Annotated in this window: 16 protein-coding genes; 9 read left to right on the top strand and 7 right to left on the bottom strand. The window is 65.6% G+C overall.

The window, feature by feature from the left end; translation table 11 throughout:
• Positions 1-2: 2 nt before the first annotated feature.
• Positions 3-866 carry a 3-hydroxyacyl-CoA dehydrogenase family protein gene (locus tag NMP98_RS18245; RefSeq protein ID WP_254859277.1) on the bottom strand — a complete coding sequence of 288 codons (864 nt, stop codon included), beginning with the start codon at positions 864-866 and terminating at the stop codon, positions 3-5.
• A gap of 90 nt (positions 867-956) precedes the next feature.
• On the opposite strand from NMP98_RS18245, the gene NMP98_RS18250 reads away from it, so the two are divergent.
• Genes NMP98_RS18250 through NMP98_RS18260 form a run of 3 tightly spaced genes read left to right on the top strand, consistent with a single transcriptional unit; the run spans position 957 to position 2843 of the window.
• Positions 957-1274, top strand: coding sequence for an EthD family reductase (locus NMP98_RS18250; protein ID WP_254859278.1), 318 nt, complete (start codon positions 957-959; stop codon positions 1272-1274).
• 28 nt (positions 1275-1302) lie between these two features.
• On the top strand, positions 1303-2469 hold the full coding sequence (locus NMP98_RS18255; protein ID WP_254859279.1) for a thiolase C-terminal domain-containing protein: 1167 nt from the start codon (positions 1303-1305) through the stop codon (positions 2467-2469).
• Positions 2466-2843, top strand: coding sequence for a Zn-ribbon domain-containing OB-fold protein (locus tag NMP98_RS18260; protein WP_254859280.1), 378 nt, complete (start codon positions 2466-2468; stop codon positions 2841-2843). The genes NMP98_RS18255 and NMP98_RS18260 overlap by 4 nt, the downstream gene beginning before the upstream one ends.
• A gap of 428 nt (positions 2844-3271) precedes the next feature.
• Here the strand turns inward: NMP98_RS18260 and NMP98_RS18265 are convergent, their stop codons facing one another.
• From NMP98_RS18265 to NMP98_RS18275, 3 genes are all read right to left on the bottom strand, one after another.
• Complete coding sequence (locus NMP98_RS18265; RefSeq protein ID WP_254859281.1) at positions 3272-3574, bottom strand: hypothetical protein; 303 nt, start codon at positions 3572-3574, stop codon at positions 3272-3274.
• A gap of 69 nt (positions 3575-3643) precedes the next feature.
• The gene (locus NMP98_RS18270) at positions 3644-4888 is read right to left on the bottom strand and encodes a tRNA pseudouridine(54/55) synthase Pus10 (RefSeq protein ID WP_254859282.1); all 1245 of its coding nucleotides are present in this window, start codon (positions 4886-4888) and stop codon (positions 3644-3646) included.
• Positions 4889-4959: 71 nt separating this feature from the next.
• A complete protein-coding gene (locus NMP98_RS18275) occupies positions 4960-5160 on the bottom strand; it encodes a hypothetical protein (RefSeq protein ID WP_156707378.1) in 201 nt (66 codons plus the stop codon).
• A gap of 93 nt (positions 5161-5253) precedes the next feature.
• Between NMP98_RS18275 and NMP98_RS18280 the strand changes: the two genes are divergently transcribed.
• Together NMP98_RS18280 and glmS are read left to right on the top strand one after the other, a co-directional pair.
• Positions 5254-6438, top strand: coding sequence for a sugar phosphate nucleotidyltransferase (locus NMP98_RS18280; protein WP_254859283.1), 1185 nt, complete (start codon positions 5254-5256; stop codon positions 6436-6438).
• A complete protein-coding gene (gene glmS, locus NMP98_RS18285; protein WP_156707376.1) occupies positions 6438-8231 on the top strand; it encodes a glutamine--fructose-6-phosphate transaminase (isomerizing) in 1794 nt (597 codons plus the stop codon). Before NMP98_RS18280 ends, glmS begins: the two co-directional genes overlap by 1 nt.
• Here the strand turns inward: glmS and NMP98_RS18290 are convergent, their stop codons facing one another.
• From NMP98_RS18290 to NMP98_RS18300, 3 genes are read right to left on the bottom strand one after another with little or no spacing between them, the layout of a single operon-like run.
• Positions 8232-8792, bottom strand: coding sequence for a hypothetical protein (locus NMP98_RS18290; RefSeq protein ID WP_254859284.1), 561 nt, complete (start codon positions 8790-8792; stop codon positions 8232-8234). It abuts the gene before it with no gap.
• Complete coding sequence (locus tag NMP98_RS18295; protein ID WP_254859285.1) at positions 8785-9522, bottom strand: DUF4330 family protein; 738 nt, start codon at positions 9520-9522, stop codon at positions 8785-8787. The genes NMP98_RS18290 and NMP98_RS18295 overlap by 8 nt, the downstream gene beginning before the upstream one ends.
• A gap of 43 nt (positions 9523-9565) precedes the next feature.
• On the bottom strand, positions 9566-10393 hold the full coding sequence (locus NMP98_RS18300; protein WP_254859286.1) for an undecaprenyl-diphosphate phosphatase: 828 nt from the start codon (positions 10391-10393) through the stop codon (positions 9566-9568).
• A 279-nt stretch (positions 10394-10672) separates the two neighbouring features.
• Here NMP98_RS18300 and NMP98_RS18305 point away from each other — a divergent pair, with 279 nt between their 5' ends.
• From NMP98_RS18305 to NMP98_RS18320, 4 genes are all read left to right on the top strand, one after another.
• The gene (locus NMP98_RS18305) at positions 10673-11260 is read left to right on the top strand and encodes a hypothetical protein (RefSeq protein ID WP_254859287.1); all 588 of its coding nucleotides are present in this window, start codon (positions 10673-10675) and stop codon (positions 11258-11260) included.
• A gap of 40 nt (positions 11261-11300) precedes the next feature.
• Positions 11301-12476 (top strand): inorganic phosphate transporter, encoded by a 1176-nt coding sequence (locus NMP98_RS18310; RefSeq protein WP_156707371.1) that lies wholly within the window; start codon positions 11301-11303, stop codon positions 12474-12476.
• 42 nt (positions 12477-12518) lie between these two features.
• Entirely contained in the window at positions 12519-12938 is a 420-nt protein-coding gene (locus NMP98_RS18315) for a universal stress protein (protein WP_254859288.1), read from the top strand.
• A 100-nt stretch (positions 12939-13038) separates the two neighbouring features.
• On the top strand, positions 13039-18429 hold the full coding sequence (locus NMP98_RS18320) for an AMP-binding protein (RefSeq protein WP_254859289.1): 5391 nt from the start codon (positions 13039-13041) through the stop codon (positions 18427-18429).
• Positions 18430-18501: the final 72 nt, after the last annotated feature.

The following is an 18501-nucleotide window of genomic DNA, read 5'->3' on the forward strand; positions in this document are numbered from 1 at the left end:
GCTCAGTCGTATTCGTAGAAACCTTTACCGGTCTTCTTTCCGAGGTCGCCGGCTTCGACTTTTCGCTTGAGCAGATAGGCGGGCTTGTAGCGGTCGCCCAACTCCTCGTGAAGCGTCTCCGTGGCGTGGAGACAGACGTCCAACCCGATGTGGTCGGCCAGCGTCAGTGGCCCCATCGGCACGTTCGTCCCGAGCGTCATGCCCTTATCGAGGTCCTCCTTGGAGGCGACGCCCTCGTCGTAGGCGCGGATGCCTTCGTTAATCCACGGCATCAGCACGCGGTTGGTGACGAAGCCGGGCTTGTCGTCGGACTCCCAGGTCTCCTTGTCGAGGGCCTCCGAGAAGTCGTGAGCCAACGCGACCACGTCGTCATCGGTCTTCTCTCCGACGACGACCTCGACGCCTTTCATCACCGGAACCGGGTTCATGAAGTGAATCCCGACGACCTGCTCGGGACGCTCGGTCGCCGAAGCGATGGTCGTAATCGACAGCGTCGAGGTGTTCGTCGCCAACACCGCCCCCTCGTCGGTCACCTCGTCGAGGTCCGCGAAGATGTCCTGTTTGATGTCGACGTCCTCGACGGCGGCCTCGACGACGAGGTCACAGTCCGCGAGGTCCGCGAGGTCGGTCGTGCCGGTGATACGGTCCTTGGCGGCCGTCGCCTCGTCGGCGGTCAATTTGTCGCTGTCGACCAGACTGCCGAGGCTGGCGTCGATGGTCTCGAAACCGTCCTCGACGAACGACTGTTCTATGTCCCGCATCACGACGTCGTAACCCGCCATTGCGGCCACCTGTGCGATACCACTGCCCATCGTGCCCGCGCCGACGACACCGACGCGGTCTATCGACTCTAGCTGGAGCGACATCACTGTCGAGTCGACACACGAGTAACCTAAGTGTGCCGAAACGGCGCGGCAACCGATAGAACAAAGTTCGTGAACAGGACATCTTCATGCATGCGGAAACTTGTCAATCTTCTCGTCCGACAGGACGGGTTGGACCACGAGGAGTTCGTGGACTACTGGTTGAACGAGCATGCACCGCTGGCAGAGGACCTCCCCGGCGTCAAAAAGTACGCCACGTCGGTCCCCGCCGACCCCGAGAAGGCGGCCTACGACGGAATCGCGGAGCTGTACCTCGCCGCCGATACGACCGTCGGCGACGTGTTCGGAAGCGACGCGGGCCAGCGGGTCCAGGCAGATACGGCGAACTTCGTCGACGACGACGCCGGAGAGATTCTCGTCGTCGACGAGACGGTACAGTTCGACGAGTGAACGCGAACACGCGACCAACGAGCGACACATGACACGAGCACGCATTGCTGGCACAGGGATGACGCCGTTCGGGGAACACCCCGACCGGCCGGGCCGGGACCTCTTCGGTGAGGCCGGGCTCGCGGCACTCGACGATGCCGGACTCACGCTGGACGACGTCGACGAAGTGTTCTACGGCAACTTCGTCGGAACGCTGTCCGAGAACCAGGGTCATCAGGGCCCCATCATGAGCGAGGCCTTCGGGTCGACCGCGCCCGCGAAACGAATCGAGGGCGCCTGCGCATCGAGCGGGCTGGCTATCCGCGAGGCGGTCCGCGTTATCAGAAACGGCGAAGCCGACGTGGTCGTCGCCGGCGGGATGGAACGCATGACGAACATGGGGACTGCCGGTGCGACGGCTGGTTTAGCCGTCGCAGCCGACGACCTCTATGAGGTTCGTCCCGGCGTAACCTTCCCCGCGGCCTACGCGCTCATGGCGCGGGCCTACTTCGAGACGTTCGGCGGCGACCCGACCGACCTCGCACACATCTCCGTCAAAAACCACGAGAACGCCCTCGTCAACGACCATGCGCATCTGCAGACCGAGATATCCGTCGCGGACGTCGTCGAAGCACCGACCGTCGCCGACCCCCTCGGCCTCTACGACGCCTGTCCCATCAGCGACGGCGCCAGCGCAGTCGTATTGACGACCGACGCCTACGCCGAGGCCAATGACCTCGACGCCGGGGTTGCGATTACCGGGAGCGGCCAAGGCGGCGATCGGATGGCGCTGCAGGACCGTGAGTCATTCGCGAAGACGCCGGCAACCCGTGATGCTGCCCGTGAGGCGTACGCCGATGCGAACGTCACCCCAAACGACATCGACCTCGCGGAGGTCCACGACTGTTTCACGATTGCGGAGGTGCTCGCCTTGGAAGCGCTCGACCTCTACGAGGACGGCGAGGCCATCGGCGCAGCGCGCCGTGGCGAGACGACACGAGACGGGCGACTGCCCGTCAACCTTTCGGGCGGGCTGAAAGCGAAGGGCCATCCCGTCGGCGCGACGGGGACGGCACAGATCGCCGCCGTGGCGAAACTGTTGGCTGGGACCCATCCCCGAGCGGACGCCCTCGATTCGCCGACCGTCGGAATCGCCCACAACGCCGGCGGCACCGTCGCCAGCGCGACCGTCCACGTTTTGGAGGTGGTCCGATGAGCGACGCGAGAGACGGGGCGTTCTCGGCCTTTCTCGACGCGATCGAGGCCGGCGAGCCGTTCTACCTCTCCTGTCCCGAAGGACATGGGGCGATCCCGCCACAGCAACTCTGTCACGAGTGTCACAGCCGAGACCTGTCGCGAACGCCGCTCCCGGAGGCCGGTAACATCGAGACCTACACCGTGGTCGCCGTCCCTGCACCGCGGTTCAGCGACGATAGCCCCTATGTCACCGCCATCGCGGACTTCGGCCCCGTCATGCTCACCGGCCAACTCCGTGCGGTCGACCCCGACGCGGTCGAACTCGGACAAACGGTACAGATTGCCGTCGGTTCGGCCGGCGATGAGCGGTTCGTCGCCTTCGAGCGACGCTAACGAGTCGGCTGCGCTCCCATCGTAGCCAGTTGACCGGCATGAGTATTCTCGAGACGCCCTGAAAGTGTCTCGCAAAAACCATTTATACCAACGAATACTAATGGTTATCGCTTATGTACATATGCGTTTTAGATTACGTTCAGTATATGAAGTACTGATTCGTTCCTCAGATGAAGGCGCTAATCCCTCGGTAAGGTCGATTGTCGGCGCGTACCGAGTCGGTCGCGTGCCTTGCTGATTTCGCCTGAATGATTTCCTCGACGTGGGCGAAACCCCGCGGCTCGGTCCGTTGCGGACAGCAACCGGGTCATAGAGTCTGCTCGAAGACGACATCGGTGTCGACGGCCGAATCCACGTCGGATTCTGTTGACTGTCTGTTATCCGAACGGCATCCGCTCGTCGGTGTTGAAAAAGGCCACCTCCCCGGGTTAGATTAAATCGGTAACTGAACCGGTCCGCTGATTTTGCGGCGTATCTGCCCGGTTCGCAGGCACCCAGACAACGGTCGGCTCCTCATCGTCCCCCTCGGCTGGCTCGACATCGACGATTTCGACTTCCGTGCCCGTCTTGACGACACGACAGAGATCGCCGATTTCAAGGCCTCGCTCATCGCGCAGGTACTCGAGAGCTTGCTCACGCTTTCGCTGTTCTTCCTTCACGGGACAGTCGTGACGCATTCGGAGCTCGGAGAGCGTCTCGAATTCCGCCCCGCAGGCATCGCAGATGTGCATAGCCACCCTTCCGCGTCGACCGGTAAATCTCTGCGGTTACGAGCGTCGGTCGAAAAGAGAGAGTCGCGCCTACTCTCCTGAAACCGGCGTTCCCTCTCGATTCACTTGATATTCCTCGGTGAGGAACGGTTCGTCGACGCCCTGTACGTCGATGACGTCGAGCGTTCGGACGGTCGCGCCGACGCCCAGCAGGCCGGCCAGACTCGGTTCGGTTCGCCCCTCGTCGCCGCTGATGAGTTCCTTGATGTAGAGGCCACCCTCGCCGTGGACGTCGATGGTCGCGGTGAGGTCGTCTTCGAGTGTTCCGTCGATTGAGAGGACGGTGCGCTCCCGAACGAGGTCCGCACGCCTGTGGGAGACCCGATGCGGCGTCCGCTGTTCGATGGTGGTGTCGTCCAACTCGGCGAGGGCCGCCTCGAAGTCAGCCTCCGACACGGAGTCGTCGAAATCGACGGTCGCCCGGTAGGTCTTCGTCGCGTCGTGTTCCTTCACGCGCTCGACGATGTCGTAGGTGGCGAAGGCGAGGTCAGTCACCTCGACCTTGCCGTCGGTGCCGGTGTTGACGGCTTCGGCGAGTTCATCCAGGTCGGCGTCCCGTCGCCGCGGTTGTTTGATTTCCAGCGCGAACGGCCGCCCGGAATTGAGCATGAGCGCGTCTACGTCCTCCCGTCCGGCGCCGTGGAAGACGGCCTCGGTACCGCGAAACGCCGACAGAAACGGCGGTGCGACCAGTTCCTCGACGCTCTCGTCGAACTTCTCCCACTCCGTCTGGGGAATGTCCCGCTGCAGTTTCCGGTAGCGGCCGTAAATCGTCACGGAATTGCGCTGGACTTGCACGTCGACATCCTCGCCGGTGAGGTCGATGAGGAACTGCACGTCCGGACGCTCGAAGTCGACTTCGGCGCCGAGTTCCGCGCCGACGCGACGCCCCACCTCGCGGTTCACCTCGGTTTTCAGCGGTTCGCCGGCGTCCTCCTCGAAGCCGGCATCGAGTCGCAGGAGTCGCTCGTTTTCCTCGACCAGCGGTGGGATGCGCGTCCCAACCTGATAGGTGTACAGTTCGGTTTCGCCGAGCGCCTCGACGACGCGGTCGGCCAACTCGTCGAAGCGGTCACAGATGCCCTCACACACCCAGCAGTCGGCCTCGGGTTCCTCGAAGGGGTCGTCGTCGTCGAGTGCGACGGCGGTTCGGAGCGCCCGCCCGCGTTCGGTGTTGGTCAACCCGAAACTGCGGTCGGCGACCGGCCGCCCGAGGCAGGCGTCACACAGCGGCCCGGTCGCGAGCAGCGCGCGGGCGTCGTCGATGAGGCTCATACGGCCCGGTCGGTGCCGCGACGGTAACACGCTTGCCATCCACGACGGTACCGCCTGTCCCGTCCGGCCGATTAGCCGCTACCGGTTCGGAGTCCGTCCAGTTCCTCGCGGCGCGTACGTATCGCTCGTCGGAAGGCCTCCTTGTCTTCGAAGTTCGCCGACTCGAGGCGCGCTTCGAGGACGAGCAGTTCGAGCTGGAGCTCCCGCGCCCGGTCGTGGTGTTCCGGCGGCACGTCCTCGGGTGGTTCCCGCGGATATTCGTCGTCGGCCATACCGACGGTACGGTCGGGAGCCTGCTGTGTGTATCGCTCGCGGAAGCCGCGCTCCGCCGATAGTTTCAACCGGGGCGGCAACGACCCGTCGGTATGGACATCACGACCGGCATCGTCCTCGCAGCGGGGGAGGGGACGCGGCTGCGGCCGCTGACCTTCAACCGACCGAAGACGATGCTTCCCGCCGCCGGACGCCCCATTCTCGAACACGTCCTCGACGTGTTGGTCGACTGCGGCATCGAACGGCTCTGTCTCGTCGTCGGCTACCAGCGCGAACGCGTCCAAGAGCACTTTGGACCCTCCTACCGCGACGTGCCCATCACGTACGTCCACCAGACGAAGCAACTCGGGAGCGGTCACGCCCTCCAGCAGGCCGCTCCGGAGACCGACGGACCCGTGTTGGTGCTGAACGGCGACCGCGTCATCGACGAGCGAATCGTCGCCGACGTTCTCGAGGGGTTCGACGGCACGCCCGCGATGGCGGTGTTGGACCACCCGACACCGACGAGGTACGGCGCCGTCGAGGTCGACGACGGCACGCTGTCGACGCTCGTCGAAAAACCCGACAGCGACGCCTTCGGTCGCATCAACGCTGGCGTCTACGCCTTCGACGAGTCGGTGTTCGATGCCATCGAACGGACGCCGCGTCGCAACGGCGAACTCCACCTGCCCGACGTCATCGGGACGCTGATGGACGACGGCGAAGTTCGGGCGGTGTCGACGGACGGACTGTGGGTCGACGCGACGTACCCGTGGGACCTGCTGTATCTCACGCGTGAGTTACTCGCCAACGGGCGCGTGCAGTTTCCGGAGCGAAGCGACAACGTGTGGGTGGCCGACAGCGCCCGCGTCCACCCCGAGGCGACCCTCCAGGGACCGGTCGTCGTCGGTCCCGACGCCGAAATCGCGGCCAGCGCCGTCGTCGGCCCCGACGTAGCGGTCGGACGGAACGCGACGGTCGGCGGCAACGTGACGCTGCAGAACACGCTGTTGGATTCGGACTGTCGGGTCGGCCCCGGGTCGACGCTCGTCGACTGCGTCGCCGGACAGAGCGTCTCCATCGGCCCCGGAACGGTCGTTCCGGGCGGCCCGAGCGACGTCCGGGTCGGCGACCGGGTGTTCGAGAATCAGGGACTCGGAGCAGTGCTGGCTGACCGAGCGTCGGTCGGCGGCGGCGCCACGTTCGTGCCCGGCACGCTCGTCGGCGCCGACGCGACGGTCGGGACGGGCGCCCACGTGAGTGGCTGGATTCGCAACGGCGCGGAGGTAGTCCGCTGATGTGTGGCATCATCGGCTGTGTTGGCCGTGGCGACGAGACGCTCGATACGCTGCTGCACGGGCTCTCGAAACTGGAGTATCGGGGCTACGACTCCGCGGGCGTCGCGTTGGTCGACGACCGCTCGGTGTCGGTCGTCAAGAAGTCGGGCGAACTCGACGCGCTTCGGGAGGAATTGAGCACCTCCGACATCGGTGGACGGGTCGGCATCGGCCACACCCGCTGGAGCACCCACGGGCCGCCGACGGACGGCAACGCACACCCCCACCGCGACTGCACCGGGGACGTTGCCGTCGTCCACAACGGCATCATCGAGAACTACCAGTCGCTCCGCGACGAACTGGCCGAATCGGGCCACGAGTTCCGCAGCGACACCGACACCGAGGTCGTGCCGCATCTCGTCGAGGCGAGCCTCGAATCGGGAGCCGACCCCGAAGCCGCCTTCCGGGCGGCTATCGGTCGTCTCGAGGGCAGTTACGCCATCGCCTGTGTCATCGCTGGCACCGACTCGGTGTTCGTCGCACGCAACGACTCGCCGCTCGTCCTCGGCATCGCCGAGGACGCGACGTATCTCGCCAGCGACGTGCCCGCCTTCCGGGAGTTCACCGACAAAGTGGTGTACCTCGAAGACGGCGAGTACGCCCGACTCGACACCGACGGCTGGCGTGTCTCCGATGTCGACGGCGGGACCATCGAGAAATCCATCGAGACGGTGACGTGGGACCCCGAAGACACCGGCAAGAGCGGCTACGACCACTTCATGCTCAAGGAGATTCACGAACAGCCGCGTGCCCTCCGGCAGTGTCTCCAGGGCCGAGTCGACGAACTCCGCGGGACCGTCACCCTAGAGGAGTTGGGCGAGTTGTCCCTCGAACGGGTCCATCTCGTCGCTGCGGGAACGAGCTATCATGCCGCCATCTACGGCGCCCAACTGCTGCAAGCCAAGGGCGTCCCCGCCCAGCCGTTTCTCTCCCACGAGTACGCCACCTCGCCCCCGCCGGCCGAGGACGCTATCGTCGTCGGCGTCTCCCAGAGCGGCGAGACGGCCGACACGCTCGCTGCGACCCGGGAGGCCCGCCGTCGCGGTGCCGAGACGCTTGCGCTGACGAACACCGTCGGGTCGACGATGGCTCGGGAGTGCGACCACGTCTGTTACATCCGCTCCGGCCCGGAAATCGGCGTCGCGGCGACGAAGACCTTCGCCGGCCAACAGACCGCGCTGAACCTCCTGACCGAGGCGGCGACGGAGGGCGGGGCCGACCGCGACGTCATCGCCGCACTTCGGAACGTGCCGGGACAGGTCCAGGAGGTCCTCGACAGTTCGAAGGCCGAAGCCGTCGCCGAAGCCTACCTCGACAGCGACGCCTACTTCTTCATCGGCCGGTCGCTGAACTTCCCCGTCGCGCTGGAGGGGGCCCTGAAGATGAAGGAAATATCCTACGAGCACGCCGAGGGGTTCGCCGCCGGCGAGTTGAAACACGGCCCGCTGGCGCTCGTCACCTCGGAGACGCCCGTCTTCGCGACCGTCGTTGGCGACGGCGAACTCGCACGCAAGACGGTCGGCAACGTCAAGGAAGTCGAAGCCCGCGACGCGCCCGTCGTGGCGATTACGGACGGGCAATCCGACGTTGCACGCTACGCCGACCACGTCCTCGAAATCCCCGAGACGCACCCACGGACCGCGGCGATACTGACGAACGTCCAGCTCCAACTCGTGGCGTATCACACCGCCGCGAAACTCGGACGGTCGATAGACAAGCCTCGCAATCTCGCGAAAAGCGTCACCGTCGAGTAATCATTCAGTTTCGGAGTCGGGTTGCTGTCGGTTGTCGTCTGGCGGGTCCGGCGGTGCGAACGCAGCTGCCAGCGCTCGACCAACGCGGGTGTCTCGGATTTCATCCCACGATCGGCGTTCACGGACTGCGAGGAGAGCGATTCCCGACAGCACGAGCCAGCGGCCGAACGCTCCAGACGAGAGCGCTGCGGAAGCGAGTCCCGCGACGGCGACACCGAACAGCACGATACCGACTAGGTGAATCGGTTGAGAGCGGACCCACTGGGCCGCCTTCCGTACGGCCGCAGTCAGTCCGCTCCGTTCTGCCAACCGATTCCCGTGGCCGAGTGCCCACTCGATTGCTCGCAGAATCGGGCCGATGGTATACGTCTCACGCAAATCGATGACGATGACCTCCGGTTCGGGTTCCGCAAGGAACCACTGAACGATGCGCGAACCGCTGGCCCACCTCGATAGCGTGGCTTCGGCGCGCTTGCTCGCCCCTGCGATGCGTGATTCAGCGACCGCTGTTCCGAGACGATGCCGAATCGACTGTACCCAACCGAGCACCCCACTACTCATTCACGCCGACGATTTCGGCTTCGAACTGATAGGTGTTCGTTTCGAGGAAGAGCGTTCGGCCGAGACGGACCGGACCGCCGCCGTACTGTGGGCTGTCATCGACGAGTCGGGTTTCGAGTTCGACCGAGGCTCGAAGTTCGCTATGCGTTTCGTTGACAGCAGTCGTCTCGACGCTTCCAACCGTCGCAACGGTGTCGTCACCGACGGTCTGTTCGTCGCCCGTTCCGACCGCCTCTGCCACCGGGCGGCGAACGGTCGTCGTCACGTTCACCGTCGTACTCTCGGTGTCGAACGCTGGCGAAACATCACGTTCGACGACTCGGGTCCCGACCCGCGCCGTTTCCGTCATGACAGTGTAGCCCTGATTGACTCTCACCGGGTTGCCGGCGAACTGAAAACCCTGCTCCGTTCGGACTCCCTCGAGGGCGACCCGGAGGAAACTCCTGGGACCTGGCGTCCGGTGAATGGCGGTAACCGTCGCACGCTCGTCGCCGACGGTCACGTTTTCGGTTTCGAGCGTGGTCGCAGCGTCATCGGTTGTCACGAGCGTCACGTGGAGGGTATCGGCTGGCGGAGCATCGGAATTGGGTTCGGTTTCGTTCGCGTTCGGGTCGTCACCGAACACCAACGCCGCCCCGGCTGCGAGCACCGCGATTGCGAAGAGGACGACGAGCGCGTCGACGATGTTCACGCGGCCGAACAGTCGGCCCTTCTCGTCGATGAGTTCCATCTGTCCCGGTGTGTTCCCGGCGCTCACTAACGTGTTTCGTTCCTCACGCCACGGCGACGAGCAGTCCCCCAACGACCGCGAGCGTCCCCAGCGAGACACACACCGCCCAGAACGGCACGCGCTCGACGAACCGCATCAAGACGTCGATAGTGAGATAGCCGACGACGGCGCTGGTCCCGAGTGCGACGGCGGCCGCCAGCGGCGAAATGCCCGGCAGGCCCCCACCGCTCACCACGACGAGGGCGGCGGCACCGACGCCGGCCGGGATGGCCAGCAGAAACGACAGTCGCAGCGAGGCGGGCCCCTCGTAGCCACGCAGGAGGAGGACCGAAACGGTCGTTCCCGACCGCGACACGCCCGGGAGGATGGTGAGGCCCTGAAACGCGCCGACGAGTAGCGTATCGACGAGGGCGGGTGTCTCCTTGCCGACGAACCCCATCGAGTCGGCGGCGCGTTGGAGCAGTCCTGTCGCAATCAGCAGGCCGCCGACGACGGCGATGAAGACGCCGCCGGCGAGTCCGGCGACGGCGTCACGCAGTGTGAGATACAGCGGAATACCGACGATTCCTGTCACGAGACTCGCGAGGACGAGGTACGTCACGTCGGCGTTCTCCGGGTCGAACGCTGCATCTGGCCGCCATCCGGGGGCGTTCGAGAGTGCGTCAACGATATCCTCGCGGTAGTAGGCAGCCGCAGAGAAGACGGTTCCAACCTGCACGAACAGTGCGAGGTCCAAGGCGACCACGGGGTCGACGCCCCCGACGGCGGTCGTGACGATAGAGAGGTTACCCTGACTGGAGATGGGGAGCCACTCCAAGACGCCCTGCAGGATTCCCACGAGCAGCGCGAACAGCAACTCGGCGCGGTTCACTGCTGGCACCTCGGAGCGTCGGGTAGAAAACGCCGGTGGTTCCTCACGTCGGTCGGACTCCTCGGGTCGGCGTCGGCGTGGCCCTGCGAGTCGGCCAGTCGACGTGAGAACCGAACGTTCGAGAGCCGTCGACGAACGTTCGCCTGCCGATGGCTGTCCGGAATGAATCAGACTAAACCTCCGGCGCCCGGGAACTATAGTAGAGGCTTTATATTTCATGAACGAACCCTTCTGGCAACTGGTGGATATGTCCCGATGAATCCGAGCCGAGTCGACTTCATGGTTGACATGGCGTACGGTCTCCTGCTGTTGGTTGCGATCGTCCTCATCGCCACCGGGTCGACGGGGATCGGTATCGCCTTCGGACTTGGCGCGCTCGTCTCCTATGCCGTTCACGTCGCCTGGAAGATGGCGCGCTTCGACCCCGACTGGATGACCAAAGAGGTCACCGAGAACATCGAGGAGTCGCTGACCGAGGAGGTCTCCGAGAACGTCGGCGAGAAAGTGACAGAAGAAGTCACCGAGAGCGTCGAAGAGAAGGTGACTGAGGAGGTCACGGAGAACGTCGGGGAGAAAGTCACTCAAGAGGTGACGGAGAACGTCGGGGAGAAAGTCACCCAAGAGGTCACGGAGAGCGTCGAGGAGAAGGTGGCCGAAGAGGTCACACAGGAAGTCACCCAAGAGGTGACCGAGAACGTCGAGCAGACGCTTTCGGAAGAAATCGACACTATCGTCGACCAACTCGAGGCGGTCAACCAACGCATCGACAGACGGCCTCGGAAGGAGGAACTCGACGCCGAAGAGGTCGAAGCGGCGGCCGACGGGGACTCGAAGAGCAACGCCGACGACGAACGGGACGACGAATGATTGGGAGCGTGCGACGACTCGAAACGGAGGTGGTCTGAGGGTGGTCGAGGTACTCATCGGCGTCGGGTTGCTCGTCGCGCTGTTCGTCGGGTTCAACATCGGTGGGTCGACGACGGGGCCGGCGTTCGGGCCGGCCGTCGGCGCGGGCGCGATTTCGAAGTTCCTCGCGGGCGTGTTGATGTCGATATTCTTCGCCATCGGCGCGTGGACCATCGGCCGACGCGTCGTCAACACGCTCGGCCGGGACCTCGTCTACGACCCCGGCGTGTTCACCATCGAGACGAGCATTGTCGTGCTGTTCTTCATCGGCGGCGCGCTGTTCGTCGGCAACTACGTCGGCGTCCCTGCCTCCACGTCGATGACGGCCGTCGGTGCCATCGCCGGCCTCGGCGTCGCAACGGGCGAACTCAACTGGACGGTGATGGGCGAAATCGCCATCTGGTGGATCGTCGCCCCGCTGGTCGGATTCTGGGTGTCGGTGATGATCGGCCGGTACGTCTACCCGACGCTCAACAGCTGGATCGCGATTACCCAAACCGAGGGCGCACTCGTCGAATTCGACCGGTCGGGACTCCTTCCGGTTCCGCAAGCGGGGCCGAACACCACCCGTCGTGAGTTCTTCGGGACCATCGTGTTGGTCTCTATCGGCTGTCTGATGGCGTTCTCGTCGGGAACGTCCAACATCGCCAACGCCATCGCACCGCTGTACGGCGCCGGCGTGTCGATGAACCCGCTGATACTGGCCGGGTCGGCGGCGGTCGCCGTCGGTGCGCTGTCCATCGCCCGTCGGACGCTCGATACGCTCGGCAACGACATCACCGACCTCCCGCTGACCGCGGCCATCGTCGTCGCCGTCGTCGCCTCCGCTATCGTCATCGGGCTGTCGGCTATCGGTATCCCGGCGAGTTTCGTCATCATCGCGACGATGTCAATCGTCGGCCTCGGCTGGGGCCGGGCGACCCGAACCGCGACGGTCTCCGGGAGCATCCGCGGCGAGGACGAAACGAACGTCTCGGTCGGCGCTTTGGCCGCCGAAGAACCAGGGGAGGAAGCCCCCGAAATCGGCGAGGAAGAACCCGAAGACATCCCGAAGGCGTCGGATTTGTTCGACCCTTCGACGACTGGGCGGGTCATCCTGATGCAGAACCTCGTCCCGGTCATCTCGACGCTCGGTTCGTACGTCGCTTTCTGGGCGCTGTTTACGTTCCTCTGGTAAGCGCCCCCGAGCGTTTATTCGGCTCTCGGGCGTAGTCGTGGTATGACGACACGCGTACTCGTCCCGATGGACGATTCGGAACTCGCCGAGAGCGCGCTCAGGTACGCCCTCGAAACCCACGCCGACGCCGACGTCACCGTCATGCACGTCGTCGGAGAGCCGTCGTCGATGCTCGGCGAGGCGACCGCGTTGGCGCTGGAAGATGACATCGAAGCCGCGGCCGAGGAACAGGCGAGTGAGGTGCTCGCCCGCGCCCGCGCCATCGCCGACGAATACGACCGTGACATCGACACGGTTGTCGACATGGGCCGTCCGGGGCGGGCCATCGTCGACCGTGCGGAGTCGTTCGACACCGTCGTCATCGGAAGCCACGGCAGCTCTCTCGTCGACCGTCTGTTCATCGGCAACGTTGCCCAGACAGTGTTCCAACGGTGCCCCGTCCCGGTGACCGTCGTTCGGTAGACCCCTCGCGGCGTCTCGTTCAGGCTGATTTACACCTCCCCTCGCGGAAATTCCTCCCATCGGCGAAGCGGTTTTGCCGTCGCGAACTACAGCGGTACGTGTGAACGATTCTGATGCTCCTCGGCCGCCGGACCGAATTCGTAGCAATCCGATACGGACGGCCGACGACTGGGACGAACAGCGACGGCGCGCCCGAGAGGACCCCGGCGCGTTCCACGGCGACATCGCGAAACGCGAACTCCATTGGTTTCTCCCCGACGACGGCGCGTGGGCGAGTCTCGACGCCGACGCCGAGACGTGGACCGGCTTCGAGGGGTGTATGCCGACGGAACTCGACTACGACGCGGAATACGAACCGTGGGACGTGGCCTTCGACGATTCGGACCCGCCGCTGTATCGGTGGTTCGCCGGCGGCCTGACGAACGCCTGTTTCAACGAAGTCGACCGCCACGTTCTCGCCGGCCACGGCGAGGAAATCGCCTACCACTTCGAGGGCGACCGGTGGGACCAACTGCAAAACGACGGCCGAGGCGGGCCGGTCGTCTCCGAGGCTATCTCCCGACGGGAACTGCTGTACGAGGTCGTCGTCGCGGCCGAGGTGCTCCGTGACCTCGGCGTCGAGAAGGGCGACCGCGTCGCGCTCAACATGCCGAACGTCCCCGAGCAAATCTACTACATCGAGGCCTGCAAGCGCCTCGGCGTCGTCTACACGCCGGTGTTCGGCGGGTTCAGCGACAAGACCCTCTCGGACCGCATCGCCGAACTCGGCGCCGACGTGCTCGTGACAGCCGACGGCGGCTACCGGAACGCCGAGGTGACGCCGTACAAGGAGGCCTACGCCGACCCGGCCCTGGAGGAGTACCTCCCGACGGAGACCGTTCTCGATGTCGTCGACCGGACGCTTTCGACCCTCGACCTCTCCGAGGAGCAGGCCGCGACCGTCCGCGAGGGCGTCGAATCCGCCATCGAGGGCGAGATAACCGTCGACAGAGCCGACGCGATGCGCGGTGTGGGACACGCCCTGGATTCGCTGTCGCTGTCGCCCGAGCGGGCGTCGGCGGTGCGGACCGAACTCGCCTCGGCGCTCGTCGGTGCCGACCACGTCGTCGACGATGTGGTGGTCGTCGAACACACCGGCCACGAGATTCAGTGCTACGAGCGGGACTCGTGGGCCCACGAGTTGGAAGCCGAGGCGGGCGAGCGCGTCCTCGAAAACGCCCGAGACGCCGGCTTCGACGTGGAGACGCCTGAGGCGCTGGAGGAACTCTCCGACCGAGAGTTCGTCGAGGCGCTGTGGGCGAGCAACGAACCCGAACCGGTCGACGCGGAGTACCCGCTGTTCGTCATCTTCACGAGCGGGTCGACGGGGAAGCCGAAGGGCGTCGTCCACGTCCACGGCGGCTACACCGCCGGCATCGCACATACGATGTCGGTGTCCTTCGACGTGGTGCCGGGCGAGGACACGATATTCGTCGTCGCCGACCCCGGGTGGATTACGGGGCAGTCGTATCTCATCAGCGCCTCGCTTTCGACGCGGACGACCGGCGTCATCGCCGAGGGGTCGCCGCTGTACCCCGACGCCGGCCGATTCACCTCCATCATCGAACGCTACGGCGTGACGGCGTTCAAAGCCGGCGTCACGTTCCTGAAGACGGTGATGGAAGACGAGGAGAACGTCGCCGACATGGAGGCGTGGTCGACCGACTCGCTGCGCGTGGCGACGTTCTGTGCGGAGCCGGTCAGTCCGGCCGTCCAGAAGTTCGGCATGGAGGCGGTGTGTGAGTGGTACATCAACTCCTACTGGGCGACCGAACACGGCGGCATCGTCTGGACGCACTTCTTCGGCAACGAGGACTTCGAGTTGCGCCCGGACGCCCACACCTACCCCTGTCCGTGGGTGTTCGGCGACGTGTGGCGCAAAGCGGAGACCGCAGACGGCGTCCGCTTCGAGGACGCCGACGTGGGCGAGCGCGGCGAAATCATCATCCGAGAGCCGTACCCGTATCTGATGCGGACGGTGTGGGGCGACTTGGAGGGATGGGACCCCGAGAATCCGACCGACTGGACGGGCAACCGCCAGCGCTTCGAAGACACCTACTGGGTCGAAAAGGAGGGCGAGCTCGCCTACCTGCAGGGCGACGTGGCAAAGCAGTACGACGATGGTTCGTTCTCCCTGCACGGTCGCTCCGACGAGGTCATCAACGTCTCCGGCCACCGGATGGGCACCGAGGAACTGGAGGGCGCGATGTTGCGCGACAAGCAACTGAACCCGGAGACGCCGGTCGCAAACGTCGTCGTCGTGGGCGCGCCCCACCACGAGCAGGGTCTCGTTCCGGTCGCCTTCGTCCAGACGCGGGAGGGGACGGAACTGACCACGGAGGTCGAACGCCGGCTGGCCCGCCTCGTCAGAGAGGAGAAAGGCGTCGTCGCGGTGCCCGATTCGTTCATCGAGGTCGAGGCGTTCCCCGAGACCCGCTCGGGGAAGTACATGCGCCGAATGCTGACGGCGATGCTGTCGGGTGAGGACCCCGGCGACACGACGACGCTGAAGAACCCGGGGGCGGTCGAGGCGATTCGGCCGAAGGCCGAGCGGTGGCGGCGACGGCAGCGCATCGCCCGCGAACAGGAGGTTCTCGACGAGTATCGGTTCTTCACGGTGCAGTACAACACGGTTCCGGGGGCCGATGCGGACGTGGCGACGGTCGTCATCGACAACCCGCCGGTCAACGCGCTCACCGAGCGGGCGCTGGACGAACTCAACACCGTCGCGAACCACCTCGACCGCCGCGAGGACGTGGACGCGGTCGTCCTCGCCAGCGAGAGCGAGGCGTTCGTCGCCGGCGCCGACATCGAGCAGTTCCTCGAAGAGGTCCACGAGGCCGACACCGCCCGGACGCTGGCGACGAAGGCCCACGAGGCCTTCCGGAAACTGGAGACGCTCTCGGTACCGGTCGTCGCGGCCGTCAACGGCGTCGCCCTGGGCGGCGGCAACGAACTGCAGTTGGCGACCCACTACACCGTCGCCGACGACCACGCCGAGTTCGGGCAACCGGAACTCCGGTTGAACCTCATCCCCGGCTACGGCGGCACTCAGCGCCTGCCGCGAGTCCTCGCCGAGGAGCGCGGAACGGAGGGTATCGTCGACGCGGTGACGATGATAACGAACGGCCGGTCGGTCGACGCCGACGACGCCGAGGCGATGGGACTTATCGACGAGGTGGCGACCGAAACGACGGCCCGGTCGCGGGCGGCGGCGCTCGCACGGGCCCACGTCCGCGGCGAAACGGCGACGCTTCGCGACGCCCAGGAGGACCGAGGGGCCGCTCGCGAGCGCTGGCGGACGCCCGGCGAGTTCGACGAAGATGTCCTCGACGACCCTGACGTGGCTCGCAACCGACGGCAGTGTGAACACGCGAGCGCCGGCCGGGCGGCCGCCTTCGACCGCGCTGTCGACGCCATCCGGACGGGCTTCGAGGACGGCATCGAGACGGGGTATGCGACCGAAGCAGAGCACTTCGGGGCCGCCGTCGTCGACCCCGACGGTGGCAAGACCGGCATCGAGAAGTTCCTCGACAAGCGAAGCGAGCCGTTGCCGCTTCGACCACGGGAGGCTCCCGGTATCGAGGACGCCGAGGAGCTAATCGACTCGGGCGAGGCCATTCCCGTCGGCGAGCCGTTCTACCCCGGCGTCGACGAGGTCCCAGATTGGCAGTTCGGCTTCGCCGTCGAGAAGGCCCCCGAGACGGGCGAACCGAACCACGGCGACCCACTCGAGGCGGAACTCGAGGGTGTCTACCCGGTCGAAGAGCCCGGTCCCAACGAGGTGTTGTTGTACGTCCTCGCCAGCGAGGTGAACTTCAACGACATCTGGGCGGTGACCGGCATCCCCGTCAGCCAGTTCGACAACCACGACAGCGACCGCCACATCACCGGAAGCGGTGGCGTCGCCCTCGTCGTCGAGCAGGGGGCGGCCGTCCGCGGGCAGGGCCGCGTACAGGTCGGCGACCTCGTCACCGTCTACTCGGGACAGAGCGACCTGCTGTCGCCGCGGATGGGCTTGGACCCGATGTACGCGGGTTTCAGCATCCAAGGCTACGAGGAACCCGACGGCAGTCACCAGCAGTTCATGGTCGCACAGGGGCCGCAGGTCCATCCGATTCCGGCCGAGGCGACGTTGGAAGAGGCCGGCTCGTACGTCCTCGCGCTCGGGACGGTGTATCGGGCGCTGTTCACCACCCTCGACATCGAATCGGAGACGGCGATGTTCGTCGAGGGCGGCGCGACCGGCACCGGCTGGGAATCCGTCCGGACCGCCACGCGCAACGGCGTCTCGGTGACCGGCCTGTGTTCGAGCGCCGACCGGGCCGACCGGATTCGCTCCGCTGGCGCTCAGGCCATCGACCGCACCGAAGCGCCGTACGACGACATCTGGGGGCCGATTCCCCGCGACCCCGAGGCGTGGGGCGACTGGAAGGAAGCCGGCCAGCCGTTCGTCGAGGCGTTCGAATCACACCACGGCACGCGTGCGGATTACGCGGTGAGTCACGCCGGCGAGCAGTCCTTCCCCCGAACCTTCCAGACACTCGGGGAGGGCGGCACGCTCACCTTCTGGGGTGCCTCGACGGGCTACGAGTTGACGTTCCTCGGCAAGCCCGGCAGCGAGACGCCCGAGACGATGTTCGACCGCGTCGATTTGCGTGCCGGCGACGGCGTCGTCGTCTACTACGGCACCGATACCGGCCCCGACGATGTTCTGGACGAGGTGGGGTTGCGAGCAATCGAGGCGGCCCGCGAGAAAGACGCGACCGTCGTGGTCGTCGCCTACACCGACGAGCAACGGGAGTTCGTCGAATCGCTCGGCTACGGGGATTCCGTCGCCGGCAGTTACTCCATCGAAGGGTTACAGCGCCGCGAGGACGACTTCGAGTGGCCCGAGACGATGCCGGAACTGCCCCATCCACAAGCCGACCCCGAGGCGTTCAAGCAGGCCGTCCAGGCCTACACCGATTCGGCGTTCAAGCCGCTCGGGAAGGCAATCGGCGAACACCTCCGGACGCCGGAGAACCCACGCGGCTACCCGGACGTGGTGTTCGAACGCGCCGGGCAGGACTCGCTTGGCGTCTCGACGATGCTCGTCCGCCCCCACACAGGCCGCGTCGTCTACAGCGAGAGCCTCGAAGACCGGCGGTACTCGTTTTACGCGCCGCAGGTCTGGATGCGCCAACGCGAGATTCACATGCCGACCGCGTCGATTCTCGGCAGTCACCTGTCGAACGCCTACGAGGTCCAGCAGTTGAACGCCGCTATCGACGCCGGCGCTCTCGACATCACGACTCCCGAACTGGTCGACTGGGAGGACCTCCCCGATGCCCACCAGGCGATGTGGGACAACGAACACGACGCCGAGTCCTACGTCGCGAACCACGCTCTGCCGACCGACGGACTTCGAACACGAGACGAACTGTTCAAAGCGTGGGGGCGGAAGGAGTGAGACGGAGACGGTCGTAACGACCCACTGCGGCCTCACACCAGCGTTCTGTCAGGTCAAGGTTCATTCTGCGTA

The sequence above is a fragment of the Natronomonas gomsonensis genome, assembly GCF_024300825.1.
Taxonomy (GTDB): Archaea; Halobacteriota; Halobacteria; order Halobacteriales; family Haloarculaceae; genus Natronomonas; species Natronomonas gomsonensis.